The sequence below is a fragment of the Flavimobilis marinus genome (assembly GCF_900113055.1).
GTDB lineage: Bacteria > Actinomycetota > Actinomycetes > Actinomycetales > Cellulomonadaceae > Flavimobilis > Flavimobilis marinus.
In genome coordinates, this window is record NZ_FONZ01000004.1 from 110,932 (window position 1) to 133,273 (window position 22,342).

The following is a 22,342-nucleotide window of genomic DNA, read 5'->3' on the forward strand; positions in this document are numbered from 1 at the left end:
CCCTGGCCGTGCGAGCTCCATGACTGAGCCCACCCCGACCCTGTCCCCGCGCAGCGCCGCACCGGACGTCACGGTGATCGTCGTGACGCGAGGCATGACGCCGTTCCTCCCGCACACGGTCGACGCCCTGACCGCGCAGGACACGGCTCCCGCGCGCGTCGTCGTCGTCGACGTCTCCGCCCAGACCGCGGTGCGTGCCGATGACCTGCCTGCGCTCGGGCGGCTGCGCTCCGACGGCGTGCGGGTCGACCTCGTGCCGGCGCCGCGTTCGACCAGCTTCGGCGGCGCGATCGAGCACGCGCGCGCCGAGCTCGACCTCGACTCCACCTGGTTGTGGCTGCTGCACGACGACTCCGCCCCGGAGCCCGCCGCCCTGCGGGCGCTCGTCCGGGCGGTCGAGCACAAGCCCTCGGTCGCGCTCGCGGGCGCGAAGCAGCGCGACTGGTGGGAGCCGGCGCGCTTGCTCGAGGTGGGCGTCCGCACCACTCCCGCCGGACGCCGCATGACCGGCATCGAGCTCGGTGAGGTCGACCAGGGGCAGCACGACGCCCGCGAGGACGTCCTCGCCGTCGGCCTCGCGGGGGCTCTCGTCCGCACCGCCGCATGGACGGCTCTGGGGGGCACGGATCCCGCGGTGGGCCCGTTCGGCGACAGCCTCGAGCTCAGCCGGCGCGCCCGGCGCGCGGGCTACCGCGTAATCGTCGTCCCGGGCGCGGCGGTGCGCCACGCGCAGGCGGGCCTGCGCGGCCTCCGCGACGACGAGGTCGACGTCGAGGCGATGGACGCCCCGCGGGTGGACCCTGCGGAGGGGACCTACGGCGCACGCCGGGCAGCGACCTTGCACCTGCGCCTCGCCGGGACACACCCGCTGCTCGTGCCCCTGCACACGGTGGCGATGCTCGTGCTCGCCCCGCTCCGCGCGGGGTGGCACCTCCTGCTCAAGCGACCTCGCGGCGCGCGCGGCGAGGTTGGCGCTGCGGTCCGCGTCCTGCTGCGTCCTCGAGCCATGTGGCGGGCGCGCCGGCTCTCCCGGCGCACCGCGCAGCAGCCCCGCTCGAGCCTGCGACCGCTCGAGGCCGGCTGGCGCGACGTCTGGGCGGAGCAGCGGGACCTGCGCCTGGCGCGCGCCGAGGTCCGACGACACGCGGTCGCGACCGACCCGCTCGAACGTGCCGAGCGCGCGGCGGCTCGGCGCCGACGGTGGGCAGCCACGGGCGGTGTCGTGATCGCGCTGGTCGCGCTCTCGGTGTGGTGGTTCGGTGCGGTGCTCGGTGCCCTCGCAGACGGCGGTCGGCTCGTCTCGGGGGCGCTGGCCCCGAGCGGCGCAGGCGCGAGCGACCTCGCCCGCCTCGTGCTCGACGGAGCGGGTCCGACCGCGGACGGTCATGCGACCTTCGGGCATCCCCTGCTCCTGGTCCTCGTCCCGCTCGCCGCCTTGGCCGCCGGATCCCTCCAGACCGCGCTGCACGTCCTGCTGGTCGCCGCGCCCGTGCTCGCGGGCCTGGGCGCGTGGAACGCGACGGCGATGGTGACCCGGTCGCTCGCGCTGCGCGCCATGGGCGCGCTCGCCTGGGCGACGGCGCCCGTCCTGGCGGCCGCCGTCGCGGCCGGTCACCTGGGCGGGGTGCTGGTGCACGTCGCCCTGCCGTGGGCCGTGTGGGGCCTGGTCCGCTCGGTGCGCGCGCCCGCGCACGCGCTCCGCCCCGGCGGGTCGCTCGCCGCCGCGGGCCTGGCCGGGCTCATGCTCGCCGTCGTGGTGGCAGGCGCGCCGGTCCTGCTCCCCGCCGTGGTCGTGCTCGTCGTCCTGGTCGCGGTGCTGGTGCGCGGAGCGCGCTGGCGGCTGCTCGCGACCCTGGTCCCGACCGCCGTCGCGCTCGTCCCTGCGGTCCTGCACGTGGCCGACGCCGGATGGGCCGGCTGGGAGACGCTGCTGCGGGACCCGACGCGTCCGGCGACGACGCCGGCGCCCCCGTGGCAGCTCGCGCTCGGCTGGCCCGGACCCCAGCACACCGACCTCCTCGAGCAGGTCGGCGTGCTCGGGCTCGGGGTGGTCGTCGTCCTGGTCGGCGTCACCGGGCTGCTGCGCGGCGGCGCCCTCGGGCGGCTCGCCCGGGCGGCCTGGGTGCTGGTGACCTTCGGTGTCGCGTCCGCGGTGGCTGCGACGCTCGTCGCCGGCGCGGCGCCGGGCGCCAGCGTGTCGTTCGTGCTGCTCGCCGCGGGTGCGGCCGCCGTCGCGGCCCTCGACGGCAGCGCGACGCGTGCGGCCGCGCACGCGTTCGGGTGGCGCCAGGTGGGGCTCGTGGCCCTCGGCGGGCTCGGGACCGCGGCGATCGTGGTGTCGCTGGCGACCGTGGGCCCGCGCGAGTCGCTCGCGGCAGGGTCGGGCGACGGGCTGCACGTCCTCGCGCACGACGCCCTGCCCGCCGTCGGGCGCCAGCTCCAGGAATCCCCCCGTGAGGCGCGGGTACTCGTGCTCGAGCCGGGGGAGGTGCTCCGATACCAGCGCTGGCACGAGGCCGGCCCCGAGCTCGTCGACCGGCTGGCGCTCACTCCCGGTCCGAGCGTTCCCGACCCTGCGCTCGGTCCGCTCGTGGCAGCGCTCGCGGCCGGCGTGGACCAGGACCCTGCCGTCCTCGACGGGCTCGGGACCGGGGCGGTCGTGGTCACGGGACCGGACGACGCGACCCGACGGGAGCTCGTGGCGCGGCTCGACACGACCGGGGTGCTCGAGCGCGTGACCGACGGCGACTTCGGCGTCCTGTGGCGTGTCGCCGGCGCGCCGTCCTGGGCGACCCTCGTGGCCGGTGAGGCCCGCACCCCCGTCCCCGCCGCGGACCACGCCGTCGCCGTCCCGCTCGGGAGCCTCGACGTCGCGCCCGGCGGCACGCTCGTGCTCGCCGACGCCCCCGACCCGCGCTGGCGCGCGACGCTCGACGGTGAACGTCTCGCGCCGACGGAGGTGGCGGGAGCGCAAGCGTTCGTGGTGCCCGCCGCGACGGGCGACCTCCGGGTGTGGTTCGCGCCGGCGCCGACCTGGTGGCACGTCCTGGTCCTGGCGACGACGGCGGTCTACGCCCTGCTCGTGATCCCGGTACGACGACGTGGAGGTGGGTGGCGGTGATCGCACGCGTGCTCGCAGGGGCCGTCCTGGTCGGTCTCGCCGGGGGGACGGTGTGGGCGGGATCGACGCTCGACCGCGCCGAGCCCACCGACGCGCCGCCGCTGACCGTGACCACGGCGCCCGAGGAGGTCGCGGCCGTCTGCGCCGCACCCGTGCAGCTCGCCGACCCGGACGTCGCGGGCGACCCCGAGTTCGGCTCCTCCCCGGTGGGCACGACGTCGGGCGTCGTCGCCGACGCGGCACCCGGGGCGGCCGCGCTGCGGACCCTGGACGGTGAGCCCGTCACGACCCCGCCCGGAGACCTCGCCGCCGCCGTCCCCGGACCGACGGCACTGTGGTCGACGCCTGCGGATGGCGTCGTGGCCAGCGCCGGCACCGCGTGGTCGGTGACCACCGACGGCGACCTCCGGGGTCTGGCCGCGGCGCCGTGCCAGACGCCGACGACGGAGCAGTGGCTCGTCGGCGGCGGCACGGAGCTCGGGACCAGCACCCGACTGGTGCTCCAGAACCCGCACGGGACGCCCGCCACCGTCGAGATCGAGGTCTGGGGACCCACCGGCCGGCTGGAGCTTGCCGGCCCCGCGACGTTCTCCGTGCCGGCCGGCGGGCAGACCTCGACTCTGCTCGAAGGACTGGCCGCCGAGCAGCGGCGGCTGACCGTCCGAGTCACCAGCACGGGTGCCATGGTGGCGTCGTACCTGCAGGTGAACAGTCTCGACGGGCTCCGGCCGACCGGCGTCGAGCTGATCCCGGCGGCGTCCGCGCCCGCGACGCGGCAGGTCGTGACCGGTCTCGTCGTCGACGGCTCCGAGCCCGGCGCCGGCGGCGCTTCCGTCCGCGTGCACGTCCCCACGGACGGAGACCCCGCCACGGACGGTGACCCCGCCACGGACGGTGACCCCGCCACGGACGGTGACCCCGCCACGGTCGACGTGTTCCTGCTCGGCCCTCAGGGCAGGGTCGCGCTGCCCGGCGCCGAGACGGTCGACGTCGTGCCGGGGGAGGTGACGGACCTCTCGCTCGCCGGGCTGCCCGCGGGCACGTACACCGCGGTCCTCGAGTCGGCGGTCCCGTTCCTCGCCGCGGGCACCTATCCGCGGACCGACCCGGCGTCGGGTGCGGTCGACGTCGCCCACGTCGCGGCCGCGGCACCTGCCGGCTCCGGCCGGCTCGCGGTCCCGGCGAAGGCAGGGGTGAGCATCGCGCTCACCGCGGTGCCCGACGACGTGGCGGCGCTGCCCGCGACGGTCGTTGGCGTGGGCGGAGGTCCGCAGCCGACGCCGGACGGCTCGGCCGAGCCGGAAGACGCGGCCGAGCCGGAAGACGCGGCCGAGCCGGACGGCCTCCCCCCGACGCAGGTGACCCTGACGTTCCTGGGTGCGGGCGGTGCCACGCTCGAGACCCGCGCGGTCACCGCGTCCGCTGGCACGGTCGTGGTCGCGCCCGGACCCGCCGGGACGACCGCCGTACGGCTCGACTCGCAGCCACCCGCGGGGGTCCTGCTGACGTGGACGGGGAACCTGTCGACCGGGCCTGGCCTCGTCTCCGCGCTGCCCGGGACCGAGTCCGCGGACGTCACCGTCTCGGTGACCGTCGCTGCGCGTCCTGACCTGGGTCTGGGCGTCGACCGCTGAGGGCAGGCCGCCGCTCGGCCGCCGCTCAGCCACCGCTCAGCCGCCGTGGTAACCGGGATCGACCTCGTCGGGGTCGCGGCCCATCATGTGCGCGACCTGCTCGACGAGCACGGTGCGCAGGAGGTCCTGCAGGTCCTCGGCGTCGTGCGCCCGGCCCTCGACCGGGCGGCGGTACACGACGATCCGTGCGGGCATGCCGCTCTCCGCGGGGAAGTAACGCCCCATGGGCACGCCGCGCTCCTCCCACGGCGCGGGGTCCGACGGCGGCACGTCCTCCACCGCGAACTCGGTGCCCTTGAGCTGGCGGGCCCACCGACGCTCCAGGCGCTCCACGGTCGACACGACGAGGTCGTCGAACCTCTCGGCCCGGGTCATGGCCGCGGGCAGGTGCGCGGGGATGAGCGGACCGCGCAGCCCGCGGCCGCGGCGGTCACGCCGGCGTACGCCGGATCCCGGCTGGTCGGTCACGGGGCCATTGAACACCACGGCGGCGGCGTGTGCAGCGTCGGGGCTTGCGCGGGCCACGTAGCATCAGGGACTGTGAGAGCCGTCCGTCAGTGTTCCCGAACCGCATGCGTCCGCCCGTCCGTGGCCACGCTGACGTACGTGTACTCGGACTCGACGGCCGTGCTCGGCCCCCTGGCGACCGCCGCAGAGCCGCACAGCTACGACCTGTGCAGCGAGCACGCCGACCGCCTCACCGCGCCGCGCGGCTGGGAGGTCGTGCGGCTCTCGACCGAGTTCCTGCCCACCGGGCCCAGCGAGGACGACCTGCTCGCGCTCGCCGACGCCGTCCGCGAGGCCGGCCGGCCCGCCCAGCCGGGGGTCCGCGGTCGGCACCGGGCGGAGCCCGCGCCGGTGCAGGTGGGCGAGGTGGCGCGCAAGGGTCACCTGCGCGTGCTGCGCGGGGAGGGCTGAGGACCGTGGCCGAGCCGCAGCGTCGTCGTCGCGCGCCGAAGAAGCCCGACGAGCCGCTGGGCTCGTTGAGCCAGCCCGCGCCCGTCCCCGACCATGCCCGGGCGTGCGTGGCCTGCGCCTCGCGCGAGCTCACGCGGGTCTCCATGACGCTGGGCGACGGCACCCCGGTGATGTTCGTGTCCTGCCAGGGCTGCGAGCACCGCACGTGGGTGGCCGAGGACGGCGAGCACCTCGACGCCGCGGGCGTCCTGCGGCGCGCCGGCAAGCAGTGATCGCTCGCGCGGGAAGCACCCGGGCGTGGCTCGCGAGCCACTAGGCTGGCGCCGTGAGCACCGACATCGTTGACCTGTCCGGCATCATCAAGGCGTACGACGTCCGGGGAGTCGTCCCCGACACGTTCGACGCGACCATCGCCCGCGCCATCGGCGCCGCTTTCGCGACCGTCGTGGTGCTGCCCGAGGCCGCTCCGGGCTCGCGCCCGACCGCCGTCGTCGGGCACGACATGCGCGACACGGGCCCCGAGCTGGTCGCCGCGTTCGCCGCCGGCCTGACCGCGGCCGGCGTCGACGTCGTGTCGATCGGCCTGTGCTCGACCGACGGTCTCTACCACGCGTCCGGCGCCCACGACGTGCCCGGCGCCATGTTCACGGCGAGCCACAACCCGGCCGAGTACAACGGCATCAAGCTGTGCCGCAAGGGCGCCCGCCCCGTCGGGCAGGACTCGGGTCTCGCCGAGGTCCGGGACCTCGCCGGGGCCTACCTCGGCGGAGCGCAGCAGCCCGTCACGGCGACCGCGCCGGGGAGCCTGACCGAGCGGTCGACCCTCAGCGACTACGCCTCGTTCCTGCGCTCGTTGGTCGACCTGCGCGGCATCCGCCCGCTCAAGGTCGTCGTCGACGCCGGCAACGGAATGGGCGGCTACACCGTGCCCGCCGTGCTCGGCTCCGCCGCCGGTCTCGATGCCCTGCCGCTCGACGTCGTCCCCCTGTACTTCGAGCTCGACGGGACGTTCCCCAACCACGAGGCCAACCCGCTCGAGCCGGAGAACCTCCGGGACCTGCAGGCCGCCGTCGTCGAGCACGGTGCGGACCTGGGCCTGGCGTTCGACGGCGACGCGGACCGCTGCTTCGTCATCGACGAGCGCGGGGAGCCCGTGAGCCCGTCGGCCATCACGGCGCTCGTCGGGCTGCGCGAGGTCGCTCGTGAGCGCGCCCTCGACGACAGCCGGACGCCCGTCGTGATCCACAACCTCATCACCTCCCGCGTCGTGCCGGACCTGCTGGGGGCAGCCGGCGCGCGCACGGTGCGCACCCGCGTGGGGCACTCGTTCATCAAGGCGCAGATGGCCGAGCAGGACGCCGTGTTCGGCGGCGAGCACAGCGCGCACTACTACTTCCGCGACTTCTTCTTCGCGGACACCGGCATGCTCGCCGCGATGCACGTGCTGGCAGCCCTCGGGGAGCAGCCGCACCCGCTGTCAGCGCTGGCGGAGATGTACGAGCCGTACTTCGCCTCCGGGGAGATCAACTCGCGCACCGCCGACGTGCCGGCGGCGCGCGCTCGGGTCGTCGAGGCCTACGTGACGCAGCAGGGCGCGGGACCCGTCGTCGTGGACGAGCTCGACGGGCTCACCGTGTCGCACTGGGACGAGACCCCGCAGTGGTGGTTCAACCTGCGGGCCTCGAACACCGAGCCGCTGCTGCGCCTGAACGTCGAGGCCGCGGACGAGGACATCATGGTCAAGGTGCGCGACGACGTGCTCGCGCTGGTGCGAGCGGAGGACGAGGACGCATGAGCCTGCACGACCACCCCAGCCACCCCAGCCAGCTCTCTGTCGAGCCGTGGGTGCGCGACATCCTGCGCTGCCCGGTGACCGGCGCGACGCTGGTCGACGGCACGGGCCCGGACGGCACCCCCGAGCTCTGGTCCACGGACCCCGAGCGACCGCTCGCGTATCCGGTCCGGGACGGCATCCCGGTGCTGCTGGAGGCAGACGCCCGCGCGCTGAGCTGAGCGCGGCGCTGAGCTGAGCGCGCCTGCGGCCGGGTCGCGTCCTACACTGGGCGCTGCCCGGCGGCGGACGCCGGGGCGGACACGACGGCAGGAGTCTCATGGCCAGCAGCGGTGGCACCAAGGCGATCGTCGCGGCACTCGTCGCGAATCTCGGCATCGCGGTGACGAAGTTCGTCGCCTACCTCCTGACGCACTCGTCGTCGATGCTCGCGGAGTCGGTGCACTCGCTCGCCGACTCGGGCAACCAGGCGCTGCTGCTCGTCGGCGGCCGGCGTGCACGGCGCGAGGCGACGCCCGAGCACCCGTTCGGCTACGGCCGCTCCCGCTACATCTACGCGTTCATCGTGTCGATCGTGCTGTTCACGCTCGGCGGCCTGTTCGCCCTGTACGAGGCGTACCACAAATGGCAGGACCCGCACGGGATCGAGTCGTGGCACTGGGTGCCGATCGTCGTGCTGGTCGCCGCGATCGGGATGGAGACGTTCTCCTTCCGCACTGCGATCGTCGAGTCCAACCACGTGCGCGGCTCGCGCAGCTGGAAGGAGTTCGTGCGCACGGAGAAGTCGCCCGAGCTCCCGGTCGTGCTGCTCGAGGACCTCGGCGCGCTCGTCGGTCTGATCCTCGCGCTCGTCGGCGTGTCCCTGACGCTGCTCACGGGCAACGGCCTCTGGGACGCGGCAGGCACTGCCGCGATCGGCGTGCTGCTCGTCGTGATCGCGATCATCCTGGCCATCGAGATCCAGTCGCTGCTCATCGGTGAGGCCGCGCTCCCGGAGCACGTCGCGGCTGTCCAGCAGGCGATCGTCGGCGACGGGGTCGCCTCCCTCATCCACCTGCGCACCATGCACCTGGGGCCGGACGAGATCCTCGTCGCGGCGAAGATCGAGCTCGACGCCGCGACCTCGGCCGCGGACGTCGCGGCCGCCGTCAACGGCGCCGAGGAGCGCATCCGGGCGGCCGTGCCGGTCCGGACGACCATCTACCTCGAGCCGGACCTGCGGCAGTCGCCCGGGGTGCCGGCGCGCTAGCGGGGAGCGCGCGCCCGCGCCTCACCAGTCGATGCGGTAGTACTCCAGGACGTAGTGCTTGGAGCGCTCACGCACGAAGACTCCACGGGTGAGGCTGCCGGTACCGGACGTGGTGTTCCCGTCGAGGACCCGGAGCGTCTTCTTCCCCGCCTTGATGACCATCCCGACGTGGGAGGGCTGCCGGCTGCTGGTGAAGCTGAACAGGGCCAGGTCTCCGGGCCGGGGCTTGGAGACGCGACGAGCCTCCGCGCGCAGCGCCGGGACGAAGTCGGAGAAGCGCGTGCGGAAGGGGACTGCGCCCTCATGGCCCGAGGCCGAGGCCATCCAGCTCTGGAAGATCGCGCACCACGCGGTGGACGCACCCGCCCACGCGTTGAACTTGCTGCCGCGCACGCTCGGCTCTCGGTAGTTGCGCTGGGAGAGGCCGGCCGCGAGCGCCTCGGTGTACTCGCCCGTGCCATAGGCGACCGAGTACCCCGCCGACGGGCTGTAGTAGAGGGTGCCGCCGCGGAACCGCTGCACGCAGCCGTCCTCGAGGAGACCGCAGCGCTGGTCGTGCACGGGAACACCGAGGCGCCCGGTCGGGCCGCCGAGCTTGCGGTACTTCTTGAGGATCTTGCCCTCGACCAGCCATGTGCGGGTGCCCGCGCGCTTGTCGACGCGCACCAGCATGCCGCGCGCGTGGTCGCGGTAGACGGCATCGACGCCGCGGACGGAGCGGACGCCGGTCCGGGCGGCGCCGAGCTGGCCCGCCTGCCAGAGCATGCGCGTGCGCTCGTTCAGGTGGCGGTCGGCGACGCGGCGGCGCACCGTGATCCGCTCGGAGTACGACGCGGCGACGGCGTTCTTGGACGAGACCTTCAGGCGGTACGTGATCGACCGGGTCGGGCGGTCTCGTGCGGTGAACATGCCGTTGGCGTTCGTGGTGACCCGCTCGACCACGGACCAGGACGGGTCGTGGATGGTCTTCTTCATGAGGACGACCTCGACGCCGCGACCGGCGGGGGTGCGTGCCTCACCGAGGTAGACGCGGCCGCGGAAGTGCACGGTCTCGTTCGGGCGGACGACGTCGGTGCTGGGCCAGGCGCGCAGCGACGACGCCGTCGGGGTTGCCGCAGGCAGGACGACCGCGTTCCCGGGTGACGCCGCGGTGGGTGGGGCTCCCGACGCCGGGGCCGTCAGCCCCAGGAGCGCCAGGCTCAGTACTGAGACGATGCCGGTGCGCGTGAGCGCCCCGGCGCGGTGGATCCGGGTCATGCAGTTCCCCTCGTCCTCATCGGCCTGGGTGCTGGGACCTATGCCGTCGTGGTCCCGCGAGCCTAGTTCGACATATCGGATATTGCACGAGCGCAGGTCAGGGGGCTGCGCGCCGGTCCGGGGTTGCCCATCCGTGCGTCGGCGCGCATGCTCGCAACCATGGTTCTCCGGTTCGTCCCGATCGTCCAGGTGCTCGTCACCGCCACGAGCGCCCTGGCGCTCGTGCTCCCCGCTGCGCTGCCTGCCCCGGTCGGTGGCCTGGGCGCCGCACAGCACGCGAGCGCGACGGGCGTGCACGCGGGAGGTGCGCCACGCGGGGGTGCCGTCAGCGCGCGCGGGGACCTTGGCGGCGCGAGCCCGACCGCGTCCGCCCGGCCGCGGCTCTCGATCTCCGTGAGCAGGGCCGATGTCCGCAAGGGGGAGCGCATCTGGATCGCGGGCCGCCTGTCCGCGCCGGGCGCGGTCGCCGGTCGCACCGTCCACGTGGATCGGCGCAAGGTCGGGACGCCGACCTGGAAGCGGTACACCTCCGACCGCGCGAACGGCTCCGGCAAGTACGTGGTGACCGTGCGGCCCACCGCCGTCTACGAGTACCGGGCGCGGGTCACGGCGGCGTCGGGGTCTGCCGCGGCCACGAGCGCGTCCCGCACGGTCCGGTTCTCGACGGGCACGCGCACCCTGGCCGCGCGCGCGGCGCTGCTCGGGTCCAAGGTCGGCCGCGCGACCGGCCGCGCCACCTCTCTCAGCCGGGCCCAGGTGCGGCGCGCGGATCGCGCGGGTCTGCGTTCCGTGACGTCGCGCTCGTACGAGCGCGGCCTGCTGGTCAAGGTGCGGACCTCGAGCGCCACGCGCACGTGGCTCGTGAGCGGGGACATCCGACGGGCCTACGAGGCCGCCGGGGGCCCGGCGGGCCGGTACGGGGTGCCGCTGCACGACGCGAAGTGCGGGCTGCTCGAGAAGGGCTGCGTGCAGCGGTTCTCCCGCGGGACGCTGTACGAGAGCGCGGACCGGAGCCGGGCCACGGCGACGACCGTCACGGGCCGCCGAGGCGAGGTGATCGCAGCGGCACGGTCGCAGGTCGGCTATCGCTACCGGTACGCCGACGCCAGTGCGCAGCGCACGAAGTTCAACACGTGGATGGGCAACCGGAACGCGTGGTGCAGCTTCCTGCAGTCCTGGGCGTCGGCTGCCTCGGGCAACGGGGCGCTCATCCCCAAGGAGCCGCGGTTCAGCTCGTTCGTCTCGACCGTGCGGGCGCAGATGCGGACGGGGAGCCGGCCCAAGGTCGGGGCGCTGGTGTTCTTCAACACCTACGCGCCGGCCGGGCGCATCACCCACGTCGGCCTGGTGACGGCGGTCGGGCGCAGCACGATCACCGTGATCGACGGCAACACCACGGGCAACCTCCCGGCCAGCACGCGCGGCGTGCTGGAACGCGAGTGGCCTCGCTCGCGGGCGCTCCTGTACGCATACCCGGAGTACTGACGCGGGCGTCCGGCGCCGCACCGCGGGCCGCGCCGGACCTGGGCGCCGCCGCGGGACGGCTATCCTGCACGGGTGGCCAGCTCCCCTCGCATCGTCGCCGTCCTCGTCGCGTACAACCGCCGTGACCTCCTCCAGGACGCGTTGGACGCGCTCGCAGACCAGGACCTGCCGCTGGACGGCATCTGCGTCGTCGACAACGCCTCGACGGACGACTCCTCCGACGTCGCCCGCGCCCACCGGTCCGAGCCCGAGCTCGTGCGGCTCGAGCGCAACACCGGGGGAGCGGGCGGGTTCGCCGCGGGGATGGCCCACGCGGCCGAGGTCATGGACGCCGACCTGGTCTGGTTGATGGACGACGACACGATCCCGACGCCGTCCGCGCTCTCCGCGCTGGTCGAGGCCTGTGACCGCTACCCCGGCACGGTGGACGTCGCGGGCAGCAGGGTCGTGTGGGTCGACGGCCGCGACCACCCGATGAACACTCCCCGCCGACGCCCGGGAGCGACCGCGGCCGAGCGCGCGGCGGCGGCCACCGTGGGCGCCGTCCCCGTGCGGTCGTCGTCGTTCGTGTCGATGCTGGTGCGCGTCGACGCGGTGCGCGCCCACGGGTTGCCCGTCGCCGACTACTTCATCTGGAACGACGACTTCGAGTACTCGTGCCGCCTGCTCAAGCACGGTGTCGGTCTGCACGTGACCGCGAGCGTCGTCGAGCACCGCACCAAGGTCTTCGGCGCCACGGACGCCGACCCGGGCGAGCGCTTCTACTACGAGGTGCGCAACAAGCTGTGGATGCTGACCCGGTCGTCGGCGCTGACGTCACTCGAGCGCGTGCTGTACGCGGGCGCCTCGGTACGTCGGTGGGCGCGGACGTTCGCGCGCTCAAGCGCGCGCGGCGTGCTGCTGCGCGCCGGCGCCCGCGGCCTGCGCGACGGCGTCGTCTCCGCTCCCCGCCCGACGCGCCTCGTCCTCGACGACCTGCCGGTGAGCGAGGCCGTGCGCGGGCTCGAGCTGGGGTCGCGCACGTGACGACCGGGTTCTCCGTCCTGCTGCCGGTGTATGCGGGGGACAGCGCGCCGTTCCTGCGCCGTGCGTTCGCCTCGGCGACCGTCGAGCAGGAGCTCCGGCCGTCCGAGGTCGTGATCGTCCAGGACGGCCCCGTCCCGGCCGCGCTCAGCCGCGCCCTCGAGGAGCTGGCGGCCAGCGACGTCTGCGACGTGCGGGTCGTGCGGATCGAGCACAACGGTGGCCTGGCCCGTGCCCTCGACGTCGGTCTCGGTCAGTGCCGGCACGAGATCGTGGCCCGGGCCGACGCCGACGACATCTCGCTGCCGCGCCGCTTCGCCGTCCAGGTCCCCCTGGTCGCGGGGGGCCTCGACCTCGTCGGCTCGGCCCTCGTGGAGTTCGGGGACGACGAGGACGTCACCGGGGAGACCCGCGTGCTGCCGACGACGAGCGACGCGATAGCGCGGTACGCCAGGTTCGCCGACCCGTTCAACCACCCCACGGTCGTCTACCGGCGCAGCGCCGTCGAGCGCGCCGGGGGGTACGAGCCGCTGCACCTGATGGAGGACTATCTCTTGTTCGCGCGGATGATCGCCAGCGGTGCCGCCGTCGCCAACGTGGCCGAACCGCTCGTGAAGTATCGGACCGGTGCGGGGTCCTACAGCCGTCGCGGTGGGCTGACGCTGCTGCGCTCGGAGGTCGCCCTGCAGCGTCGGCTGCGGGCCGACGGCTTCACCACCCGCACGCAGCTCGCGCGCAACCTCGTCGTCCGTGGTGGGTATCGGTTGCTGCCCGTCGCCGTGCGCCGCTGGGGGTACCGGGCTCTGCTGCTCGCGCGCCTGCGGCGCCGCGCTGTCGGGAGCCCGGCGTGAGCGGCGACGTGGACCTCCTCGTCGTCGGCGCCGGCTTCTACGGTCTGACCGTGGCCGAGCGGGCAGCGAACGAGCTCGGCCTCCGGGTGCAGGTCATCGACCGGCGCCCGCACATCGGCGGCAACGCCTACTCGGAGCTCGAGCCGAGCACGGGCATCGAGGTGCACCGCTACGGGGCCCACCTGTTCCACACCTCGAACGAGCGGGTCTGGGAGTACGCGAACCGGTTCACCGCGTTCACGGGCTATGTGCACCACGTGTACACGACGTACCGGGGCGAGGTGTTCCCGATGCCCATCAACCTCGGCACGATCAACCAGTTCTTCCGCTCGGCTCACGGGCCCGCGGCGGCGCGTGCGCTCATCGCCGAGCAGGCGTCCGAGCTCGAGGGGCGGGAGCCCACCAACCTCGACGAGAAGGGCGTGTCCCTGATCGGACGGCCGCTCTACGAGGCGTTCATCCGCGGTTATACCGCCAAGCAGTGGCAGACCGACCCGCGCGAGCTGCCGGCGTCGGTGATCGCGCGCCTGCCGGTGCGCTACACGTACGACAACCGGTACTTCGCCGACACCCACGAGGGCCTGCCCGTCGATGGGTACACGGCGTGGCTGACGCGCATGGCCGACCACCCGCGCATCGACGTGCGGCTCGACACGGACTTCTTCGCCGACCACGACCTGGGGCGCGACCGCGTCGTGGGACAGCTGCCCGTCGTGTACACCGGCCCGGTGGACCGCTACTTCGACTACGCCGAGGGCCCGTTGTCGTGGCGCACGCTCGACTTCGAGGAGGAGGTGCTCGGCGTCGGGGACTTCCAGGGCACCAGCGTGATGAACTACGCCGACGACGACGTCCCCTACACGCGGATCCACGAGTTCCGCCACTTCCACCCCGAGCGGGACTACCCGCGCGACCGCACGGTGATCATGCGCGAGTTCTCCCGGTTCGCCGAGCCCGGTGACGAGCCCTACTACCCGATCGGTACCGCGACCGACCGGGCCCGGCTCCTGGCCTATCGCGACCGCGCGGCCCACGAGCCCGGGGTGCACTTCGGTGGTCGCCTCGGCACCTATCAGTACCTGGACATGCACATGGCGATCGGCTCGGCGCTCGCTGCCGTGGACAACCAGCTTCCCGACCTGCTGGCGGCCGGGCGATGAGCGGACGCACGATCCTCGGCTCGGCGCGCGTCCGCCAGCTGCAGCGGTGGGGGATCAACCGGCTGCGGCGCTCGCGGTTCTTCCCCGTGACCGTCCCGGACAAGCTGGGGGACGACGACCGGCTCGCGGGGACGACCCTCCGGCACTCGGTGCTGGTGTACTTCCCGGACACGCAGGAGAGCCTGTACCAGATCGAGCCCTGGCTGGCGGCGTTCGAGGCGCTCGACGCCCGGCTCCCGGTGGTCGTCGTGTGCCAGGACTCGCGGACCGCCGCGCGGCTGCGCGCGGCCTCGACGCTCGAGGTCCTCACCATCGCGCGGTACGGGCGCCTGGACGACCTCCTGGGGCGCAGCGACGTCAAGCTCGCCCTGTACGTGAGCCACAGCGCACGGAACTTCGAGTGCCTGCGCTTCACGTCGATGGTGCACGTGTACCTGGGGCACGGCGACAGCGACAAGGGCGTGTCGGCGTCCAACCAGGTCAAGGCGTACGACTACTGCTTCGTCGCGGGCCGCGCGGCCGTCGACCGGATCGCACGGAACGTCCACTCGTACGACGCCGCCGCGCGGTGCGTGACGATCGGGCAGCCGCAGCTGGACGTCAGCGGTGTGCTCGGCCTGCCGGCCCCGGGAGCCGCCGACCGTCCGACGATCCTGTACGCCCCGACCTGGGAGGGGGCGCAGCCCTCGGTCGCCTACAGCTCGGTGCTGAGCCACGGCGAGACCATGGTCCGTGCGCTCGTCAAGAGCGGACACTGGCGGGTGCTGTACCGCCCGCACCCGCTGACGGGGGTGACCTCGCCGGACTACGCCCGCGCCGACGAGCGGATCCGCGCGCTGGTGGAGGCGGACCCCGGTGGTGGCCACCGGGTCGACACGGGGACCCTCGCGGAGGCCTTCGCGGAGGCCTCGCTCCTGCTCAGCGACGTCTCGGGGGTCGTCCTCAACTGGCTGCCGACGGGGCGTCCGATCGTGCTGACGCAGCCGCACGGGGACCAGGCGCGGGTGGCCCGCACGCCCCTGACGCTTGTGCTGCCGTCGATCCCGGCCCAGGATGCTGCCGACATCGACGCCGTGGCGCGGGCAGCGCTCACGGACGAGGACGGCCGAGCGCAGCGCGCGGAGCTGATCGAGTACTACCTCACGGACGTGACGCCCGGGGCAGCCACCGCGCGGTTCGTGCGCGCCTGCGAGGACGCGGCTCGCGAGCGCGACGCCGCGATCGCGGCGCTCGACCGCGGTGACCGCCTGCCCTGAGGGCGCGATCCCTAGGAGCCGGCCGCTTCGCGCAGCTCTAGCCGGAGCAGCCCGTCCTGGGCCCGCAGCACGAGCGACCGGTCGCGCTCGTCGATCGTGCGGGGCAGGGACTCGAGCACGTCTGCGGGCACGGTTACCTCGGCCCCGGACGGAGTCACGACCCGCCGTCGGACGACCGAACCCGGATTCCACAGCTCAGCGGGAACGGTGAGCGCGACCTGCCCGTCGTCGGCGGCCGTCGCGGTGAGCCCCGCCCCCAGGTCGCCGCCCTTGCTGGCGGCCACGTGCCAGGGGCCGTCTGGCTCGCCGGGCCCGGTCCGCAGGATCAGCCGGAGAGCGCCGTCGAGCGCCTCGCCGGTAACGAGCTCGGCGCCCGTGCGGGCGAGGTCCACCTGCAGCACGCCGTCCGGTGTCGTCCACACCCGCGGGCCCGGGAGCGCCGCCAGGGCGTCCGGTCCCACGACGACCGGGAGGCACGGACCGTCAGGGTCGATCACGAGCTGCCAGGGCTCGCCGGGCCGCGCGGGGGACGGCAGGTCGAACCGTGCGGAGCGGGCCCCGACCGCGGGCGCGAGGCGCTCGGTGCCGCGCGCGAGGGCGAGCCTGCTCGGCGACCCCGCGGCGACCTCCACCTCGAGCCGTGACGCGTCGAGGCTGACCTGGCCGACCGCCACCGGCGCTGGTGCGGCCTCGACGACGATGCCGTCGGGCGTGGGCACGAGCGCCACCGTGGCCTCGGCACCGAGGGTGCGCGCGGTCCGGTGGCCCGCGGAACCTCCTGGGGACGCGAGCAGGGGTCCTTCGCGCACGAGTCCCCGGGCGCGGGCGACGACCGTGATCGCGCCGGAGCGGAGCGTGGTGGCGTCCGGGACCCGGACGCGGAACGCCAGGGGCGGGCGGACGCCGGTGGTCGCCGGAGCCGCCTCGAGCTCGGCGTGCACGGCGGAAACGCCGGGGAGCTGGACGAGCATGGTGGCGTCGGCCGCGGCGACGTCGATCCCGTGGAAGCGCACCACGCCGGCGATGGCGAGGGACCCGTCTGGTCCCCACGAGACGCGCTGGGCGCGGGCGGCCAGCCGGGACTCGTGCGCGCTGAGCTCGCGCAGGTCGGGGGGGACGAGGCCCGGGGCGCCGAGGATCGGGTCGAGCAGCTCGCCCGGCAGGAGCGCCCGACCGTCCTCGACCCGTCCGAGGAGGGTGCCCGGGACCCGTGCGGCCTGCTGCAGAGCGGCGAGCTCGTTCCAGCGACCCGCCACGACCAGGTGCGCGCTCGCCTTCTTGGCGGCGCGCACGTGGCGCAGGCCCGTGGGGCCGATGAGCGACAGGTAGGTCGCGTAGGCACCGCGCAGCGCCTCGCGGTAGGCGTCGTCGGCCCCCGGGGCGAGCTCGGCGAAGGGGGGGAGGTCGACGTCGAGCACGCGCCCGAGCCATGCCTGCTGCGTCTGCTCCGACGCCTCGGCGGCCAGGATCCGCCAGGCCTCGGCCTTTGCGCGGATCCGGTCGAGGAGGTTGCGCTGACGCCACTTCTGCTGGCCCGTGGAGGTCCCGTCCGGACGCTGGCGCCACCGGTACGTCGTCGTCGTCAGCACGTCGAAGCGAGCGCCGCCGAGGAACGAGCGGAGCATCGGGACGTGGTCCTCGTAGGCCATGCCCTCCGGGAAGCGGCCGACGCGCTCGTCCCAGGAGCTGCGGCGGTACATCCGGTTGCACGCGATGATGTCCTTGATCGCGGCCGGGAAGGCGTCGATCGTCGTGCCGCGGACGGGACGTGCGTGGACCTCGCGGGCCCAGGCGGGGACCCAGGACCGCTCCGCGTCGAAGCGCTCGACCGCGCCCAGGCAGAAGTCGGAGCCGGTCTCCTCGAGCGTGGCGACCATGGTCGCGTACGCGTGGCGGGGGAGCACGTCGTCGGCGTCGAGGAACGTGACGTAGCCGCCGCTCGCGCGTTCCAGCGCGAGGTTGCGGGCGGCGCCCTGGCCGGCGTGCTCCTGGGTCAGCACGTGGACCCGGGCGTCGCGCGCCGCGCGCCGCCGCGCGATCGCCAGGGACTCGTCCGTCGACCCGTCGTCCACCAGCCAGACCTCGAGATCGCGGTACGTCTGCGCGAGCAGGGAGTCGAGCGCCTCGTCGAGGTAGGCCGCGACGTCGAGGAACGGCACGATGACGCTGACGGTCGCCGCACCGGGGCTCGGGGCGGCGGGCCGCGGCGAGCGGACGGAGCGGACCAGGCGGGCGAGCCGCGAGGCGACCGTCAACGTCGTCCCGTCGCGCGCAGGACGCGCGCGGCGGCGGTCCGGAGCGTGGGCTCGACCGCCGAGCGCACCCGCCGCACCGCGCGGCTGGCGATGGTCGGCGCGAGCGTGGGCGCCCCCGGAGCGACGTGGTGCGGCACCGCATGGTGCGGTGTGAAGCGCGCGCGCCACGCGTCGGGCCCCGCGACGTCGCGGAGCAGCGCGACGCGCTCGATCGCCTCGAGGCGCGCCACCGGGTCGTTCGTCATGAGCGTCTCGACGGGTCGGGGGAACGGCGTCGCGGCGAGGCGTTCGTCGTACTCCGGGTTCGCCTTTCCGGGCTCGTGGATGTGCTCGATCCCGTTCTTGACCAGGAATGCCGAGAACCGGTCGACGTTGGCCCGCTGCGCGCGGTTGAAGCCGTCGAAGTCCGCCCACTCGTACAGGTCTGCCGCGTCGACGCTGGCGTCGAGCTCCGGCACCATGCGGTGAGGGATGTCGTGGTAGAGGGCGAGCTCGAGCGTGCGCGCGTCGTGCGCGAGCACGACCGCGGGGGTGCGGGCGCTCAGCGCGGCGATGTTGCCGTGGATACGCGTGCCGAACGAGAAGTCCTGCTGCGCGAGGTAGTCCATCCATGTCGTCGTGTCGACGAAGTAGCGCATGCGGTTGCTCTGGTACAGCGGGTGCTCGAGGTGGTTGGGCAGCGTCCCGCTCCGGCGGACGTTCTCCGGCTCCTTGCCCCACATCATCAGCTCGAGGGTGTCGTCGCCCTGCGGGATGTACACCATGTGCGGGTACTTCTCGGCGTGGCGGACGGAGAGCGGGCCCATCATCTTCACGTAGGGCGAGAGGTTCATCGTGAACCGGGACTCCGGGGTGATCGCCGCCGCGCGCTTGGTGATCTGCAGGTCCGCCCCGTCCCGGTACAGGGACGGGCACCCGACGACGTCGACGTGCTCGTCGCCGAACCCCAGGGTGGCCAGGTACTCGCGGGTGAACTCCCCGCGCACCCCGATCGTCGCGGAATGGTCGAGGACCGCGCGCACGAAGCGCTGCACGGTCGCGGTCTCGCGGTCGGTGAGCTGGGGCAGCGGGCGGTCGAGGCTCCCCACGCCCCCCGCGACGCCGACGCCGACCACGGTGACGGGGATCGACAGGCCCTCGATCACCTGCGTCAGACGGCGGAGGTTGCCCATGAAGGAGGTGCGGAACGCGTTCGCCAGGGGGATGACGAAGTGGTCGAACTCCTCGTCGACCCGCGCGACGTACTCGCGCGTGATGCCGGGACGCTCGCTGAGGAAGGAGTTCGAGACGACCTCGGCGCCGGGGACGCTGACGATCTTGTGCATCGCGTCGGTGAACACGAGGTTCCCGACGTTGCGTCCCCACAGGCCGCGCGGGTAGAGCTCGAGGGCGAGCTCGGGGGGGACGACCTCGAACGGGTCCTTGCCGGAGCGCAGAAGGATACGGCTCATGGTCTCTCTCGGTCGCGACGACGGGGTCGGCCCAGCCTATCCCGGTCCGGCTCGGGCGGGTCGGCGGGGACGACGACGGGCGGGCACCGATCTGGTGCCCGCCCGTCGTGGTTCCTCAGCGTGCAGGCAGGACGAGCGTCGCCATGAGGAAGTTGTGGTCGGACGGGATAGGCGTCTGGATCCGGCCGCCCTTGGTGTCGACGAGCACCTTGAAGTAGGTGGCCGCGACGTCGGCGGAGGTGTAGATGTGATCGACCTTGACGCCGTTCTTGAGCGGCGCCGTGCGCCACTTGTTGGTGCTCGCAATGTGGTCGTTGACCTGACGCGCGGCGAAGAGGTCGGCGCTCACGTAGCCGGCGGCCTCGAGCTTCGACATCGGCGTGACCGAGGTGCGGCCGTAGTAGGAGTTCAGGTCTCCGAGGATGACGACGGGGAGGTTGGCGGTGTTCCGGCGCTTGATCTCAGCGACGACCTGGCTCGCCTGGACGGCCCGGTCCTTGTTGCGGGCGCTCGACCCGCCGTTGGACAGGTGGGTGTTCACGACGAACAGTCGCTGGCCGGTGCTGCGCTCCTGCAGGGTCTGCCAGACCATCCAGCGGTCCTTGGGGTCGGTGGGCCCCGATAGCGTCGCGCGCCCGCCCCAGGAGGTCTTGGACGTGAAGCGGGAGGAGTTGTAGATGATGTGCACGGCGCCACGCAGGTTCATGGTCGTCTGGCCGCTGCGCGCGAGAGTGAACTTCTTGCCGCCGGTCGACAGCAGGTTGGCGAAGTCCTGGGGCTGCGTCGACGAACCGTGGGCGAAGGGTGAGGTGCTCGTGGTCGCCTCCTGGACGCCGACGATGTCGACGCCCGCGCGGGAGAGCTGGCTGGCTGCGGGCTTGCGGCGGACGGACCAGGACTCGCCGGCGCTGCTGACGTTGGCGAGGAAGAGGTTGGCGGTGGCCGCCTTGACGACGATGCCCGAGCGCTTCGTCGACGCGCGGGGAGCCTTCGACTTCGCGCTGAAGGACCCGGTGGTCGTGGCGTTCTTGCCGCGGACGCGCACCCAGTAGGTCGCACCGGGCGTCAGGGACGTCGCGGTGAACCGCTGGCCCGCGTCGACGGGCACGTTGTAGGTCTTGACCCCGGACGTGAAGCTGGCGTTCCGGGCGACCTGGACCTGGTACTTCTGCGCGCCCTTGGAGCGCGACCACTTGACTGACAGCCCCTTGGCGGAGGTGCCCGTCACCTTGACGGTCTTGACGGCCGTCGGGCGGATGTTCGCGCGCACGGGCTTGGAGGTCGTGGACTTGATCTTCTTGTTGTCGGCGGTGACGCGGACCCAGTAGTCCGCGGAGCGAGCCTTGACGCCCTTGACGACGACGGCCGTCCTCGTCGTGCGCTTCGACTTCGCGATGGCGGGGCCCCACTTGGAGGAGTGCACGCTGACCCGGTACGCGGTGGCGCGGGCCGCCTTCTTCCACGACACCCGGATCGAGGTGGACGTCTTCCCCTTGGCCTTGATGCCCGTGGGCGTCGCGGGCTTGATCTTCTTGGCGGCGAGCGGTGCGCTGGGCAGGGGCGCGGCGGCGAGGGTCGTCGACGCCGCAGCGGGTGCCGGGGCCGCGCTGGCGGCGGTGGCCGGGACGACGAGGCTCAGCGTGAGCGCGGCAGCGATGGTCAGGGCAGTCCGGCGCTGGGCAGGAGCGGTCGGGCGTGGTGCAGTGCGCACAGGGACGGGTCCTTTGCGTGAGGAGATGTCTGCCCTCTTATCGGCGAAGTGCGCAAGAACCTGAGCCGTTGCGCCAGCCGGGCTCTCGAGCTGCCAGCCTGGGCTGCGCGGTGAAGAGCGGGCGATCTCGACCAGTTTAGGCGCTCGGGGGGGTTCTGTCCGGCTCTGTCCCGGTCTCGGGGTGTGTTCTCAGCCACGCCACGCTCGGTTCCGTGAGGCGCCGCGTGAGCGCGGTCCAGGGGCCGGACCCGAGCAGCGCTGTGAGCAGCAGGCCGCCGAGGACGGCGACCGCGACCTCGGTCTGCCACGGACGCTCGGCAAGGAGGTCCGACTTGGTCAGCGGGTAGAGCAGGACCGCCTGCCATGCGTACACGTAGAGCGTGCGCGTCCCGACTCGTGTCCACGCCTGCGCCGTCGCCGGGACGACCGCGAGGACGGCCGCGGTGCCGAGCAGCCCGGCCACGAGGGCGAGGACGCGGACGACGGCGCCAGCGACGTCCGTCAGCGACTCGGCGCCGTAGGAGCCGTTCAGGTAGAAGACGGCGACGCTGCTGCGGGGGGCCAGCACCAGCGCGGCACCGAGCGCGAGTGCGAGGCAGGCGGCTCCTGCGGCTCGCGCGCCCGGTCGGCGCAGTGCGGTCAGGTGCTCGGGGCGCAGCTGGAGCCCGAGGACGTAGAAGGGGAGGAACCCGAGGATCCTGGCGGCGCTCAGCTGTTGGTCGAGCCCGGGGTCGAACGGGGTCAGCACCGAGATGGCGACGGCGACGGCCAAGGGGTAGCGCAGGGACCGGAGCAGCGGCGTGAGCAGGCGCCAGGCGGCCAGCGCCAGGAGGAACCACAGCGAGAAGGCGGGGGTCGTCAGGTGCGCGTTGAATGGGGCGTCGAACAGGATCGTCTGGAGGGCGGCGAGGAGCACCTGGAAGAAGACGTACGGCACGAGCAGACCGCGCACGATCGACCAGACCTGGTCCCCGGTGCCCGTGTAGCGCCGCGAGAGGTAGCCGCTCACGACGACGAAGGCGGGCATGTGGAACGAGTAGATCCAGGTGCTCAGCACGTCGGCAGCGCGAGAGTCGCCCTGCTGCGCGATGTGCCCCACGACCACGAGCGCGATCAGCACCGCACGCACGTTGTCGAGATGCGGGTCGCGAGTCCTGGGCATGGCGGTGCTCCGGTCGC

At 73.7% G+C, this 22,342-nt stretch carries 18 protein-coding genes; 12 read left to right on the forward strand and 6 right to left on the reverse strand.

What is annotated here, in order from left to right; all coding sequences use genetic code 11:
• The first annotated feature begins 19 nt into the window (after window positions 1-19).
• Both BMZ30_RS11515 and BMZ30_RS11520 read left to right on the forward strand, forming a co-directional pair.
• Window positions 20-3,121: a glycosyltransferase gene (locus BMZ30_RS11515; RefSeq protein WP_093378911.1), complete on the forward strand. Its 3,102-nt coding sequence runs from the start codon at window positions 20-22 to the stop codon at window positions 3,119-3,121.
• Entirely contained in the window at window positions 3,118-4,755 is a 1,638-nt protein-coding gene (locus tag BMZ30_RS11520; protein ID WP_143073195.1) for a DUF5719 family protein, read from the forward strand. The genes BMZ30_RS11515 and BMZ30_RS11520 overlap by 4 nt, the downstream gene beginning before the upstream one ends.
• A 36-nt stretch (window positions 4,756-4,791) precedes the next feature.
• Here BMZ30_RS11520 and BMZ30_RS11525 read toward each other — a convergent pair whose 3' ends face one another.
• Window positions 4,792-5,223 (reverse strand): metallopeptidase family protein, encoded by a 432-nt coding sequence (locus BMZ30_RS11525; protein WP_308430775.1) that lies wholly within the window; start codon window positions 5,221-5,223, stop codon window positions 4,792-4,794.
• Window positions 5,224-5,295: 72 nt separating this feature from the next.
• On the opposite strand from BMZ30_RS11525, the gene BMZ30_RS11530 reads away from it, so the two are divergent.
• The 5 genes from BMZ30_RS11530 (at window position 5,296) to BMZ30_RS11550 (ending at window position 8,714) form a co-directional block, all read left to right on the forward strand.
• On the forward strand, window positions 5,296-5,673 hold the full coding sequence (locus BMZ30_RS11530; RefSeq protein ID WP_093378916.1) for a DUF3499 domain-containing protein: 378 nt from the start codon (window positions 5,296-5,298) through the stop codon (window positions 5,671-5,673).
• Window positions 5,674-5,678: 5 nt separating this feature from the next.
• Complete coding sequence (locus BMZ30_RS11535) at window positions 5,679-5,945, forward strand: hypothetical protein (RefSeq protein ID WP_093378919.1); 267 nt, start codon at window positions 5,679-5,681, stop codon at window positions 5,943-5,945.
• A gap of 53 nt (window positions 5,946-5,998) precedes the next feature.
• Entirely contained in the window at window positions 5,999-7,468 is a 1,470-nt protein-coding gene (locus BMZ30_RS11540) for a phosphomannomutase/phosphoglucomutase (RefSeq protein WP_093378921.1), read from the forward strand.
• A complete protein-coding gene (locus BMZ30_RS11545) occupies window positions 7,465-7,686 on the forward strand; it encodes a Trm112 family protein (protein ID WP_093378924.1) in 222 nt (73 codons plus the stop codon). Before BMZ30_RS11540 ends, BMZ30_RS11545 begins: the two co-directional genes overlap by 4 nt.
• A 98-nt stretch (window positions 7,687-7,784) precedes the next feature.
• The gene (locus BMZ30_RS11550; RefSeq protein ID WP_093378926.1) at window positions 7,785-8,714 is read left to right on the forward strand and encodes a cation diffusion facilitator family transporter; all 930 of its coding nucleotides are present in this window, start codon (window positions 7,785-7,787) and stop codon (window positions 8,712-8,714) included.
• Window positions 8,715-8,735: 21 nt separating this feature from the next.
• Here BMZ30_RS11550 and BMZ30_RS11555 read toward each other — a convergent pair whose 3' ends face one another.
• Window positions 8,736-9,971 carry a hypothetical protein gene (locus BMZ30_RS11555; protein WP_093378929.1) on the reverse strand — a complete coding sequence of 412 codons (1,236 nt, stop codon included), beginning with the start codon at window positions 9,969-9,971 and terminating at the stop codon, window positions 8,736-8,738.
• A gap of 159 nt (window positions 9,972-10,130) precedes the next feature.
• Between BMZ30_RS11555 and BMZ30_RS11560 the strand changes: the two genes are divergently transcribed.
• The 5 genes from BMZ30_RS11560 (at window position 10,131) to BMZ30_RS11580 (ending at window position 15,746) form a co-directional block, all read left to right on the forward strand.
• Window positions 10,131-11,456 carry a CHAP domain-containing protein gene (locus tag BMZ30_RS11560; RefSeq protein WP_177191362.1) on the forward strand — a complete coding sequence of 442 codons (1,326 nt, stop codon included), beginning with the start codon at window positions 10,131-10,133 and terminating at the stop codon, window positions 11,454-11,456.
• Window positions 11,457-11,528: 72 nt separating this feature from the next.
• Window positions 11,529-12,482: a glycosyltransferase gene (locus BMZ30_RS11565; protein ID WP_219810223.1), complete on the forward strand. Its 954-nt coding sequence runs from the start codon at window positions 11,529-11,531 to the stop codon at window positions 12,480-12,482.
• Complete coding sequence (locus tag BMZ30_RS11570) at window positions 12,479-13,330, forward strand: glycosyltransferase (RefSeq protein ID WP_093378934.1); 852 nt, start codon at window positions 12,479-12,481, stop codon at window positions 13,328-13,330. The genes BMZ30_RS11565 and BMZ30_RS11570 overlap by 4 nt, the downstream gene beginning before the upstream one ends.
• On the forward strand, window positions 13,327-14,490 hold the full coding sequence (gene glf, locus BMZ30_RS11575) for a UDP-galactopyranose mutase (RefSeq protein WP_093378937.1): 1,164 nt from the start codon (window positions 13,327-13,329) through the stop codon (window positions 14,488-14,490). The genes BMZ30_RS11570 and glf overlap by 4 nt, the downstream gene beginning before the upstream one ends.
• Window positions 14,487-15,746: a CDP-glycerol glycerophosphotransferase family protein gene (locus BMZ30_RS11580; RefSeq protein WP_093378939.1), complete on the forward strand. Its 1,260-nt coding sequence runs from the start codon at window positions 14,487-14,489 to the stop codon at window positions 15,744-15,746. Before glf ends, BMZ30_RS11580 begins: the two co-directional genes overlap by 4 nt.
• An 11-nt stretch (window positions 15,747-15,757) precedes the next feature.
• Here BMZ30_RS11580 and BMZ30_RS11585 read toward each other — a convergent pair whose 3' ends face one another.
• The 4 genes from BMZ30_RS11585 to BMZ30_RS11600 all read right to left on the reverse strand — a co-directional run bounded on the left by BMZ30_RS11585 (window position 15,758) and on the right by BMZ30_RS11600 (window position 22,325).
• Entirely contained in the window at window positions 15,758-18,001 is a 2,244-nt protein-coding gene (locus tag BMZ30_RS11585) for a glycosyltransferase family 2 protein (RefSeq protein ID WP_177191363.1), read from the reverse strand.
• A complete protein-coding gene (locus BMZ30_RS11590) occupies window positions 17,998-19,452 on the reverse strand; it encodes a polysaccharide pyruvyl transferase family protein (protein WP_093378945.1) in 1,455 nt (484 codons plus the stop codon). The genes BMZ30_RS11585 and BMZ30_RS11590 overlap by 4 nt, the downstream gene beginning before the upstream one ends.
• 115 nt (window positions 19,453-19,567) lie before the next feature.
• Window positions 19,568-21,163: a fibronectin type III domain-containing protein gene (locus BMZ30_RS11595; protein ID WP_093378948.1), complete on the reverse strand. Its 1,596-nt coding sequence runs from the start codon at window positions 21,161-21,163 to the stop codon at window positions 19,568-19,570.
• A gap of 136 nt (window positions 21,164-21,299) precedes the next feature.
• Window positions 21,300-22,325: an acyltransferase family protein gene (locus tag BMZ30_RS11600; RefSeq protein ID WP_143073197.1), complete on the reverse strand. Its 1,026-nt coding sequence runs from the start codon at window positions 22,323-22,325 to the stop codon at window positions 21,300-21,302.
• Window positions 22,326-22,342: the final 17 nt, after the last annotated feature.